Source organism: Advenella sp. FME57 (assembly GCF_014897675.1).
GTDB lineage: Bacteria > Pseudomonadota > Gammaproteobacteria > Burkholderiales > Burkholderiaceae_B > Advenella.
The window spans coordinates 163935-175849 of sequence record NZ_JABUXU010000006.1; the positions used below are offsets into that span (position 1 = coordinate 163935).

12 protein-coding genes are annotated in these 11915 nt (G+C 55.7%); 1 reads left to right on the top strand and 11 read right to left on the bottom strand.

Features of this window, described 5'->3' with window-relative positions:
* Positions 1 to 74 precede the first annotated feature (74 nt).
* Positions 75 to 1082 (top strand): tripartite tricarboxylate transporter substrate binding protein, encoded by a 1008-nt coding sequence (locus INT32_RS09065; RefSeq protein WP_193088408.1) that lies wholly within the window; start codon positions 75 to 77, stop codon positions 1080 to 1082.
* Positions 1083 to 1333: 251 nt separating this feature from the next.
* Here the strand turns inward: INT32_RS09065 and INT32_RS09070 are convergent, their stop codons facing one another.
* The 11 genes from INT32_RS09070 to phnL all read right to left on the bottom strand — a co-directional run bounded on the left by INT32_RS09070 (position 1334) and on the right by phnL (position 11911).
* On the bottom strand, positions 1334 to 2332 hold the full coding sequence (locus INT32_RS09070) for an AraC family transcriptional regulator (protein ID WP_193088409.1): 999 nt from the start codon (positions 2330 to 2332) through the stop codon (positions 1334 to 1336).
* 333 nt (positions 2333 to 2665) lie between these two features.
* On the bottom strand, positions 2666 to 3445 hold the full coding sequence (locus tag INT32_RS09075; RefSeq protein ID WP_193088410.1) for a 2-keto-4-pentenoate hydratase: 780 nt from the start codon (positions 3443 to 3445) through the stop codon (positions 2666 to 2668).
* Positions 3446 to 3476: 31 nt separating this feature from the next.
* The gene (locus INT32_RS09080) at positions 3477 to 4778 is read right to left on the bottom strand and encodes a mechanosensitive ion channel family protein (protein WP_193088411.1); all 1302 of its coding nucleotides are present in this window, start codon (positions 4776 to 4778) and stop codon (positions 3477 to 3479) included.
* Positions 4779 to 5157: 379 nt separating this feature from the next.
* A complete protein-coding gene (locus tag INT32_RS09085) occupies positions 5158 to 6525 on the bottom strand; it encodes a 4Fe-4S binding protein (protein ID WP_193088412.1) in 1368 nt (455 codons plus the stop codon).
* A 121-nt stretch (positions 6526 to 6646) separates the two neighbouring features.
* On the bottom strand, positions 6647 to 7492 hold the full coding sequence (locus INT32_RS09090) for an FTR1 family protein (RefSeq protein ID WP_193088413.1): 846 nt from the start codon (positions 7490 to 7492) through the stop codon (positions 6647 to 6649).
* A 27-nt stretch (positions 7493 to 7519) separates the two neighbouring features.
* A complete protein-coding gene (locus INT32_RS09095) occupies positions 7520 to 7876 on the bottom strand; it encodes a cupredoxin domain-containing protein (RefSeq protein ID WP_193088414.1) in 357 nt (118 codons plus the stop codon).
* Positions 7877 to 7878: 2 nt separating this feature from the next.
* Complete coding sequence (locus INT32_RS09100; protein WP_193088415.1) at positions 7879 to 8418, bottom strand: iron transporter; 540 nt, start codon at positions 8416 to 8418, stop codon at positions 7879 to 7881.
* 317 nt (positions 8419 to 8735) lie between these two features.
* Complete coding sequence (phnP, locus tag INT32_RS09110; RefSeq protein ID WP_193088417.1) at positions 8736 to 9494, bottom strand: phosphonate metabolism protein PhnP; 759 nt, start codon at positions 9492 to 9494, stop codon at positions 8736 to 8738.
* Positions 9491 to 10072 (bottom strand): phosphonate metabolism protein/1,5-bisphosphokinase (PRPP-forming) PhnN, encoded by a 582-nt coding sequence (gene phnN, locus INT32_RS09115; protein WP_193088418.1) that lies wholly within the window; start codon positions 10070 to 10072, stop codon positions 9491 to 9493. The genes phnP and phnN overlap by 4 nt, the downstream gene beginning before the upstream one ends.
* Entirely contained in the window at positions 10072 to 11217 is a 1146-nt protein-coding gene (locus INT32_RS09120; protein ID WP_193088419.1) for an alpha-D-ribose 1-methylphosphonate 5-triphosphate diphosphatase, read from the bottom strand. The genes phnN and INT32_RS09120 overlap by 1 nt, the downstream gene beginning before the upstream one ends.
* Positions 11207 to 11911 carry a phosphonate C-P lyase system protein PhnL gene (gene phnL / locus INT32_RS09125; RefSeq protein ID WP_193088420.1) on the bottom strand — a complete coding sequence of 235 codons (705 nt, stop codon included), beginning with the start codon at positions 11909 to 11911 and terminating at the stop codon, positions 11207 to 11209. The genes INT32_RS09120 and phnL overlap by 11 nt, the downstream gene beginning before the upstream one ends.
* Positions 11912 to 11915: the final 4 nt, after the last annotated feature.

The window sequence follows — 11915 nt, forward strand, 5'->3', positions numbered from 1 at the left end:
TTGTACAGAGCGATCGGTAGATATCGCAACTTGAACCTTTTATTTTTTGTTCATCAAATTTTCGGAGACATAACATGACAATATTAAAATCGCGTAGAGATTTTCTAGCCACAGCTGCAAGCGTCGCGGGAGCGTCAACGTTTGGGCTCAGTTCTACCATGGCGTTTGCACAGGATAAAAATTGGCCTGCCAAACTGATTCGAATCGTCGTTCCATTTCCGGCGGGATCCATTACCGATGCGATGGCTCGCCTGCTTGCCGACAACCTTTCAAAGTCCCTGGGACAGTCGGTGATCGTGGAAAACAAAGGCGGAGCCAATGGCTCCATTGGTGCAACTGACGTCGCTCGTTCGACACCGGACGGCTATACCTTGTTGGCTACCAACAGCAGTAGCATTACGGGCAATCCGTTGATTTACAAAAACTCGCCATACAAGTCAACGGATTTCTCCCCAATTGCGCTGGTGTTGGATGCACCGTTCATCCTGAACGTAAATGCGCTGTGGGCAAAGACGCACGCCATCAACTCCGTAAAGGACTTGGTCGCGTTTGCCAAGAGCCATCCTTCTGAGCTCAGCTACGGATCTGGCGGAGTAGGAAATCTCGCGCACTTGGCGTATGCAATGTTAAGTAATGACGGAAAGTTCAAGGCCACGCATGTCCCATACAAATCTGCATCGCAGGCGAGCATGGCGGTGATGGCTGGCGAGGTGAACACTTCGTTCGACACCTTGGCCAGCGTTCCGCAAATTCGCGCTGGAAAGCTCAAGGCCCTCGCGGTAACGCCGAACCAACGCATTTCCCAGATGCCCGATATTCCCACAATGGCTGAAGCGGGCTTTCCGAATATTGATCTGACGTTCTGGCTGGGTCTGCTGGCTCCCGCTGGAACGTCTGCTGACATCGTTGAGAAGTTGTACGAGCACTCCAAACAGGCCATGTCTGTGCAGGCCGCGAATACGGCACTGAGTGCGCAGGGAACCATTGTCATGACGAATCCGAAGGATTTCGACACGCGTATTGCGAACGAGACCAAGCAGTTGGCCGAAGTCATCAAGCGCGAGAACATCACGCTCGATTAATTCACTAAACGATTTATCGACAGCCCACCGCAAGAGTCGGTCGTACAGAGCAGCACAAGTGCACGGGTAAATCGCGATACCGTCATGGCTTGATGCAAGGATTGTTTGGGCCGGGGCCGCCGCAGGAGTGGCCGAAAAATGGATCCCGGCCGACCCCGCGAAGTAACTGCGCAGGACGAAACCGTGCTGCACACGCCTTGAACGTAATCTGCGTTGAACGCGACCAGTGCTGCTGTCGCGAACAGCAGCACTTAATACGGTGCCTGGGGTCCATCATTGCTGTGCGCGATATCACGCATTTGCCCGGGCGTGATCGAATGATGTTTTTTGAAAACCTTGCCAAAATGCGCAGGATCGGCAAATCCACAAAGCCAGCCAATGTCGCTCACGTTAAGATGCCCCAGCAGCGAATCGCGCAACATGTTTCTGGCGTTCCACATGCGGATATTGTTCAGAAAAATCGCGAATGAGGCCGAATCATTGAACTCACGAAACAGCTTATGCAGCGTACGCACGGAAATACGAAATTCCCGAGCCACCTTTTTGCCTGTCAGGTTGGCTTCCCCGAAATTCAAGTAGAGCCACAGCGTTATGTCAGTGTACAGCTTATGCCGGGCCTGGCGTCGCCTATCGGGTATCCGGCCCGCCAGACCGTGTGGTACGCTCTGCCCCATCATCATGACTGCCAGCGAAAGCACCGTGTCCAGACAGACACTCTGATCCGACGGTACGGTGGCGATCCGCTCCATGAAAGATTCATTCAATTCACGCAAATAGACCGACAGCAATCGCGCCCAGCCGCTGTCTGCGCAAAAGTGCTGATTACAGGCCTGCCGAAACAGCGATTGCCAATGTGCGACACAAGGCTCCTGCAAGGCAATGATGGTACAGTCAAGCTTGACTCGCGGACGCAGGCTGGCCGCACCGGAACTGTGAATAAGCAGCAGATCGCCTGGCTGTAATGTACGGCTGTTGGCATTTTCGGTGAATTCTACTGCCTCCCATGCACATAACAGAAACCATCGTTGGCTGTTGCTGGCGGTAGGGGCCAGCGCCGATGGCGCCAATATCAGATCGGCATGATTTGCCTGCAGCATGACCACACTGGCCTTGGCGGTCAAGGCAAATGCAGATAGATTGACACCGAACGCAAGAGTCTGTTGTGCGGCGGGACGCAATTGGGCGTTGGGCAGAACTTGCGGCAGGATTTGATTAAAACGCGGCAGGTTGATATCTGTACCCGCCATCATTGAATTCAGTCTGAATGGTCCGGACAGCCCATTGACAAAATCTTTGAAATACATCGGTAAGACTGACAGTAGGACAAAGTAGAAAACCCACCACCATTTTGAAGCAAATCAATCAAACCGAATAGTCCAAGAGCGCCAAAAAAACATAATATTCGCGCCCTGAATCAAATTTTTCTAGGCTCTCGCAGCGCACAACATCCGGCAATAAAGCGTCATACGTCGGCGTTTCGTCAAGCCATTGAGTACACGCGCCATGTCACTGGCTGCTGCCCGATCAGGAAACCCGAAGCACCCGGTGATCATTTCTGAATAAGGCTGGCGATGCTGATGCCATTATGGTTCACAGCGAAAGGATACCGACCCCAACCCTCCGAGTTCAAACGTAAACTGATCGCCTGCGCGGGGAAATCTCACCGTCATCAGGTTACCGGTAATAAGCACTGCGCCCGCAGGAATGCTGCGCTGCTGTCTGGCCATGACCTTGGCCAGCCAATAGACAGACTCCAGTGGGCTGACAATATCTGCCACGTTACCCTGCTCGATCACTGCGCCATGCGCGGTGATGGTGATGTCCCGGTCAAAATCGGATACGGCGGACTGCCACTGCCCCAGAATAACGGACGTATTATTGACATTACATGCCACCAGCGTCTGGGCATCGGGTGGCGTTTTTTCCGGGCAGCGATCGTCGAGCACCTCGACCGCCGGCGCGACGGCATCAATCCAGTCAGCGGCCGCTTGCACGCTTGTTAAATCATCACCAAAAAGCTCCCTGCCTATGCGCACTGCCACTTCAAACTCGAATTTCATGTGTGTGTAGTCACTCATGGACAATACTGCATCGGAAGGCAGCAATGCCGCGTCCAGCAACTGGCCATAAACAGGTTCGCTCAGGCCAAGCTTGCTCCAGGCGGCAGGCGTATTCAGGGCGATTTTCAACCCGGCCAGCCGGGCATTGTGACGCGCCATGCGAATCTGGACCAGTTGTTCCTGAACCGCATAAGCCTGCTCCAGGCTTAGCGTCCTGCCTTCGGCCAGCAATGTTGAAAAATGCACGCGATGATCAAATTGCTGCTGCAGCTGCAGTGCCAGCTCATGCGGGGTTGGACCCATGACGTCTCCTTTACGAATTGGGTGATGCAGCTCAAGCGCTGCGGTTTGTGTTGTCGTCGTTATCGATATTGGTGTTGGTATTCACATTGCCAGCGATGGCCGGCTTGAGTGCTGCCATATCATACCCGCTGGGCTCCTGGAATACGCGCAAATCGAACTCGCCGACCACGGCGAAGATATGATCGAACAGATCGGACTGGATACGCTCATACTCTGCCCAGACCACGGTTGTCGTAAAGGCATAGATTTCAATGGGGACGCCCGTTGTCGCCGGAGCCATCTGGCGCACCAGCAGGGTCATATTCCGGTGGATATGCGGATGATTGCGCAGATAGACTTCCAGATACGCCCGAAAAGTGCCGATATTGGTGAGCCTTCGACCATTCAGCGCGGACGACAGGTCTTCGCTGCGCGACTGATTGTATTCCTCTACTTCCCGGGATTTGTCCAGAATATATTGAGACAGCAGCCGGCTTTTGGTCAGGCGCTGCATTTGACTTTCGGTTATGAACTTGATGCTGTTGACATCGATAAGGATGGCACGCTTGATACGACGCCCCCCGGATTCGGACATGGCCCGCCAATTCTTGAAGGAATCGGAAATGAGTGAATACGTGGGGACGGTGGTTACCGTATTATCCCAGTTGCGCACCTTGACCGTTGTCAGCCCGATATCAATGACGGCACCATCGGCATTGTATTTGGGCATTTCCAGCCAGTCTCCGATACTGAGCATATTATTGGCGGACAACTGTATGCCGGCCACCAGGCCCAGTATCGGATCCTTGAAAATGAGCATGAGCACGGCGGTCATGGCGCCCAGACCGCTGATCAGGATAACCGGGGACTGGCCGATCAGGACCGAGACAATGAAAATCACGCAGGCAATGGATGCAACGATTTTCAGGCTTTGGACGATGCCCTTGAGCGGAAACTGGACGGCAACCTGTTTGCGAAAGCACCAGTCCAGCACAATGTCCAGGAATGCAAAAAACGCCAGAATGGTGTAGACCAGCATCCAGATGCGCGAGAACCCAAGCAGGCCTTCATGGACCGAGCTGGGCGGCACCCACAGGCGCGTAAGCAAGCCAAGAGCCAAACCTTGCACCAGCATGGCAGCATAGCGAAACAGGGACGAGTGACCGACAAGCTTGATGAAGAGAAAACGGTCGTTTCGCATTCTGCCCCGCAGCATGCGCAACACGCCATAATGCAGGACACCATGCAACAGCGCCAGCAAAAGCAGCATGACCCCGAGGGTGACGATTAATGTTGCGAAGGGAGAAAGTTGCAAACCGGCCAGAGCCAGCCAGTCAGAAGGAGTTTCTTTCATGAATTACCATCAGAATACTAAGTAGCATCACATAGTAGCAAACTGGCCCACGCTCGTCATCTGTGTAAAGTACGAAGGGGCACGACCAGACGCTGTAGGACGGCGATCGCGACAAGACCAGCGCGAGGTGCAAGACCTGGCGTTGGGATACTCGCCCCATCACACTTGCCCTCAGTATATATCGCTGAGCATGGCATGTATATCTGGCATGTGTATCTTGACGCGGTCCACCCGGCTATTCATGACCCGCTGCATATTACTGGTTTTATACTCGTGGCCTGATACGCCTGACCTGATACGCCTACGACCGATTGATGCGCTTGAATAGACGACTCCTGGCGGTATCTCCATGCAGACGCGGTTTGACCACCCACGCTTCTTACCAGATCACAAAGAACAATAGCCACGCATAGGTGAACGGCGCCAGACCTGCCACCAATAACAGCATACAGGTGACCCGCTGCCACAGCGACACCTGATGCCGTTGCAGAATTTTCCAGGCTAGGCGCAATGACCACAGCAGGGAAAGAAATAGCAATGTCAGGCGGGCCGGGCCTGCCCAACCGGTGGCGATACCATCATTACGCAACAGGGTGATCGTGGTTGCGGACAATCCCAGGAAGACGCCGACGCCAGCGGCCGGAATCAGCGCCTGTGCAACGGTATCGACTGCGCCGATAAATGTTGCACCCACTACTTTCTGTACGCATTGCAGGCTCAGCCACAACGCCCCTGCGGTAACCAGCGCAGTACCAAAAATGAACAGCACAATTGTAAAACCATCGAGCCAGCTGAAAACATCATTGACTTCCGGATAATGAGTCAGAATGAACCAGGGCGCGTTCTGCTCCAGAGGCCAGAAGACATCACGGTTGACCAGCCACTCGGCCATGGCCTGTTTCAGGCTGACAAACCAGGGGCTGGCGCTCCACAGGAACGCGCCCACGGCAATGCCCATCAGCCCCCAAACGATCAGGGCCGTCTGCCAGCCGCCGGTTTGCGCCACGTCAACGATTTCTTCCTCGGGTGAGCGGGCGGTAAGCGCAATCGCACCACGATAATCGGCGCAACGTCCGCACATATGGCAGTCGGCAGCCCCCTTCATGTGCCGCAAGGGCACCAGCGGCGCGCAATTGATTCTCTCGATGCGGCGAACCGGATGGCGCCAGGCATCTTCACTGACCTTGTAATGCCAGGGCGCCAGTTTGGCCAATAGCTGGAACACCCCGTTGACCGGACACAAATACTTGCACCAGACGCGTTTATTACGGCCGTACAAGTAACCGACCACCATGGCCGCTGCAGTCGAGCCGCCCAGCACAGCCAGCACCGCCCAGGGATATTGGTATACGCTAACCAGTTGGCCGTAAATCGTTGTCAGGGCAAAGGCAACAAATGGCCAGCCACCCCAGCGCATCCATTTGGGAATGGCACGACCCCGACCATGTTCGCTGGCCCACTCGCTGAGCATGCCTTCAGGACAGAACCACCCACACCATGCCCGTCCCATCAGGGGCATGGAGACGAGCACAAAGGGCCACCAGATACCCCAGAAGGCAAACTGGGCAAAAATGGTCAGATTGGAAAAAATGTGCGCAGAATTGCCCGGCAGGGGGAGCGCAGCGGGAACAAGGATGAGAAAAAAATAAACACCGACCACGCACCACTGCATATTGCGAAGCAGTTTTTTGTGGTCCCGCAAAAATGACGAAAGCCGATAGGCGAATGATTGAAATATGGCGCTCATGGAGCAAACCTTTGAAGAGCGAATCCACTATTGTGGACAAGACAGGAACGGCTAGATGCCATGGTCCGCCGTCACAGGACAGCTGAATTTTCCCAGCATGCACAGCCTGAGGCGACACACGTCAGCCATGCGTAGCAACCATCAGTCGCGTCGCTGCAGGCCGCGACCAACGATGCAACAGCCCAATTGCAAGCCAGTACAGGGCAAAAACAATCACATGCATCAGCGATGGCATTGCCCGGTAGCCGGCGAAATCGGCCAGGACTTTGCCAATGCCGCTGCTGTCATCGAGTACTGCACCGGTATCCCACACAGGATCCACCCACGTCGGGATGGCTTCAAGCGAGACCAGGTGATCAATTCCGTTCATCAGGAGTGAGCCGGCCAGCAGCAGCAACAAAATTTCGGTGATTTGAAAGAAGCGACGCCAAGTAATGACTTTGCCCCCCAACTGCAAAATATAGAACGTAAGCAGCGCCAGCAGAAAACCACCGACACCCGCAGCGGCGAGCATCCATGCCTGATTCTGTTGCGCGCCGGCCAGTATCGTGCCCCACAGGAAAACCACGGTCTCGCTGCCTTCTCGCGCCACGGCAATCATGACCAGAACCAACAGACCCCACCAGTTGTTACGCTGGAGATTGGCCGAAGCGCCACTGACCAATTCGCTTTTGAGCGTGGGACCATTTTTTTTCATCCACATGACCATCTGCACCACCAGCCCGCAAGCGACCAGCGCCATGATTGCCTGGAACCACTCCTGACCTGTATCGGACAGCCAGGTGGACACGCCCATGAACACCAGCGCCAGCGCGACCGCCAGCAACAGTCCCGCAGCCACCCCACCCCAGAGCCATGGCATACCACGCCGTCCTTCCGGAGAGGCTCGCAACCACGTGTACAGAATACCCACCACCAGCAGGGCTTCAACGCTTTCACGCCAGACAATAAATGCCACTTGATCCAATTGGATTCCTTTTGAGTGAATGTCGAACTATTGGGCAGGCTTGACCACCAACGTACCTTTTACAGATTGATGGAAGTCATCAAAAAATGGATATTCGCCGGGCTTGGAAATTTTGAAAACCAGAAATGAGGACAGGCCTGGCCCCAGCACTTTTTCCTTACGCAACGGCAGGCTCTCGAACTCAACCGGCACCTTGCTTTCATTGATGAGATTGATCTTGAAGCGACCGGCGGGTACTTCAAGCCGCTGCGGCTCGAACGTGCCACCTTCCTTGAACGTGAGGGTAAAGGTTGGCGTCTCGGCCCAGGCGCTTGCCGCCAGCAACGCCTGGGCCAGAGTCAGGGAAAGCGCCAGACCGGCAACAGCCAGAGCGCGTTTGACCATGATCAATATCCGCCTTTTTTGCCTGTACCGGCATACGTGAAGTCGTACTCGACTTCAAATGGCTTCCAGAACGCTTCGACGCCGGTTTCCTTGTCGGTATGATGACCGAAGTGGGTCATTTTTCCGGACTCGGGTGAGCCAATAATGAACGTAAGCTTGTACTTTCCGGGACCTTGCAGCTTCACATTGTCGCCATAGTGCGCGCCATCGTTGGCCACCATGGGCATCAGCGGGCCTTCCTGAACCTTGCCGCCTTCTTTTTCCAGCTTGTATTTGATGTCCAGGTAGGGCATCCATGCACCTTCTTCGAACCCGTTCTTGTTGTCAGCCGTTGCGTGAATATCTGCCTCAAGGTGAATATCGGAATCCTTGGCCTCGCGCATCATGCCTGCCGGTTCCATAGTGATGGGCTGCAGGTAGACGGCAGCGATTTCCATGCCGTTTTTCATATGGGGTTTGCCGATAGGATACTCGGCAGCCTGCGCAGACAGCGACAGAGCCAGCGCCATGCCGGCACTGATCAGGGCGATTTTCTTGATCATACTTGAATGTCCACCAATGAGATAATTAGGTAAATGAGAATATTTCTCGTTTATATTAATATATATTGGCTGACAGTCGCCTTAACGAATATCAAAAAGCACGGGACATGTGCTGGTCTTGCGTCACCGATCTCAGAAAAATTGCCCAGGACCCAATGGCACGGGTAGCCCGGATGTCGGGAAGGGTCAGAACAGCAGATATCGCAGCCCGCGCCAACGAGCAGGGTCAGGCCGTCTGCCATGAGGCAGGACAACCGCTGTGCCCTTCGGCAATCGGAGCGAACGCCAACGCCATCCACGTCATGCCCGGCGTCAACTTATAGCTGGATCTGGTCACCATCAAAGGCCTGGCGCACATCCCCGGGGAGTGCCTCGGGATGAGCCATCAGGTACCGGTCCAGGTCATGACCGGCGTGGGTCAGCCAGGTGGTCCCGGCGCCAATGGCGGCATGAATAGCCAGCGCCTGATTCAGATCGTTGTGATTACGTCCGGGTTCCGGTCGGGGCGGATAAGAGCAATCGAGCACACAATGAGCTGGACGTTCGGCGCGCAAAAAGCGCTCTACCTGTTCGGGCAGGCCTTGCGTATCGGTCAGGTAGGCCAGGCTGCCGCCCTGATCGGGCCGGATAAGATAGCCGTAGGTCGGACGGGAATGCTGCAACGGCAAAGCGGTGATGCTGAAACCGGCAAACGGCCGCTCTTCAAACGCCTGAAACGGTTCAGAAAAATCCAGAATACCTGGGTGCTTATACAGGTCTGCAAACCCGGCTTCATCCGCAGGACCATACACGGCAATGCGCAAGTTGACGCCCCAGCGCAGGTGCAGCAGGCCTTGGGCATGATCGGCATGATAGTGCGTCTGGAAGATGCCCTGCAGCGTGCCGGGTGCAAAGCGGGTAGTCAAATCCGTCAGGCCACTGTCGATGAGCCATTGCCCGTCATTGGCCTGCAGCAACGCACTGCAGGGCAGACGCACGTGGCGAGCATCACTGCGCGCCCGCGCGCAGGCCACGCAATCGCAGTTGTAAACAGGCATCTGCGCCGAATTGCCGGTGCCCAGGAAAGTCAATTTCATTGCCGCTCCAGTATCGTGGCCTGTTCGATGGTATGCAATAACTGCGTCACGGCGCTGTCCAGATCGCCGGAGTTATCAAGCACCACTAACCGCGCGCCCTGTTCCCGCAGACCGTCCATGAATGCGGTATCGAGCGCGGTATTGCGCGCCAGCCGCTGGGTAATCTCCTGGCGGCTTTCACGACCGCGCTGCAGCAGGCGTTGCAGCAGCAATGGCGGATCCACCTGCACCAACACCACCAGCACAGATTCGTAGCGTTGTACTGCAGACTCGCAATAGGCACGGGAACCGTTGACCAATACGGTATGTCCCTGCGCAAGTAGGTTATCGAGCGCTATCGGGATACCATAAGCCAGGCCGTTGGCGCGCCAGCTCAAGGCGAACTCGCCTCGCGCCTGCATCGCAGCGAAGGCTTCGGACGACAGGGAGAATGCGTCTTCTCCCTCGGATTCAGCCGAGCGGGTTATATAGCGTTTCATCACTCGCAACTGCGATCCTGCGCGGCTGGCGGCCAGTTGCAGCAGACTGTCTTTGCCCGACCCGGAAGGCCCCATCACGTAAACCAGCTGACCCGACATCAAAATACCCGTTGACCTTCGCGCAGCACCTGCTGCACCACAAATTGCCTGCCCGTATCCTTGACCTGCACCAGATCGGCACGAAGTCCCGGGCTGATCTGGCCACGGTCCGGCAAATTGGCGGACCGGGCCGGCGCCAGGCTGACCATATTGACTGCTTGCGGCAGGCTGATCCCCAGGTCTGACTGGCTCAGGATACGCACCGACTGCAACATGCTTGCCGGGTAATAATCGCTGGACAGAATATCCAGTACGCCTTTGCGCGCCAGATCGGTTGCTGCGATGTTACCGGAGTGAGAACCGCCGCGCACCACGTTGGGTGCGCCCATCAGCACTTTCAGGCCCAGTTGGTGGCTGAGCGCAGCCGCTTCATGAGTCGTGGGAAATTCGGCGATGGTCATGCCAAAACCGGCTGATTCGTGCACGTGCTCGCTGGTGGCGTCATCATGGCTGGCAAGCGACAGCCCGCGCTCGCGGCAGATATCCACGATACGACGGCGATAGCGCTCGCTGTAGCGATCGGCATTCTGTTTTTGCAGCACGATAAAGGCATCCATGTCGGCATCGTTCAGATGATACTTGCCCTGATAGTATTCGCGGTATTTTTCGTACTTGACGAACTGACGCTGACCAGGCGTATGATCCATGATCGACACCAGATGCACCAGTTCATTGCCCACCAGGTCTTCGAAGATACCCAGGGTTTTTTCATGACTGACCTCACAACGCAGATGCAGCCGGTGTTCGGCTCGCGTGTGTCCCTGATCGGCAGCATGGGAAATGGCTTGCACCATTTTGGGCAATTGCAAAAGGCGTTGCCCTTTGGGGTTCACATCCCCAATAGAGAGCGCATCAAATACCGTCGTGATAGCCGCGCCGATGATTTGTGCGTCGTGCGCCAGTACCGCATTCTCCGACGGCCAGTCTACGCCGGGACGCGGGTTCATGTATTTTTCAAGGTTGTCGGTATGCAGCTCGATCAGCCCCGGAATAACAAAATCGCCCTGCCAGTCTTCGGCGGCAGGCAGACTGCTTCCGCCTTCGCTTACATCGTAGATCTGTCCGTCACGCAGGGACACGGTACCCCTGATAACCTCGCTGGCGGTAACGATCTTTGCATTTGTGATCACTCTTTCACGCAACATGTTTCATCTCCCGGGTCGCGATATCCAGGCTGCGATCTGCCACTGCCTCGCGCGCCGCCTTGTCATGAAAAATGCCGATCAGGGCCGAGCCGGCTGCCCTGGCCTCGCCAATCATTTCCAGCACCACCTGACGATTTGCCTCATCCAGCGATGCCGTCGGTTCATCCAGCAGCATCAATGGCCAGTTGACCATGAACCCCCGAGCGATATTCACGCGCTGCTGTTCGCCGCCAGAAAAGGTATTGGGCGCGAGCGACCAGAGCCTTTGCGGGATGTTAAGGCGCGTCAACAGGTCGGCGGCGCGCGCACTGGCCTGTTCCGCACTCCAGCCGCGCAGCAGCGCCGGTTCACTGACCACATCCAGGCAGTTGACGCGCGGAATAACGCGCAGGAACTGGCTAACGTAGCCCATTGTCTCCCGGCGTACCTGCATGATCTGGCGCGGCGCCGTGCCGACCAGTTCGGTCATGCTGTCGCGGTGCAGCACGCGGATGGAGCCTGCGCCCGGCAGATAGTTTCCATATAGCGTACGCAGCAGCGTTGATTTTCCGGCACCCGACTGGCCGTGCAGCACCACGCACTCGCCGGCGTTGACTGAAAAGCTGATGTCGTCGAGCACATGCAATTGCACACCCTGCTGTTGATGCAGTGTGAAAGTCTTGGACAGATTATTTACTTCCAGAACGGTATTCATTGTT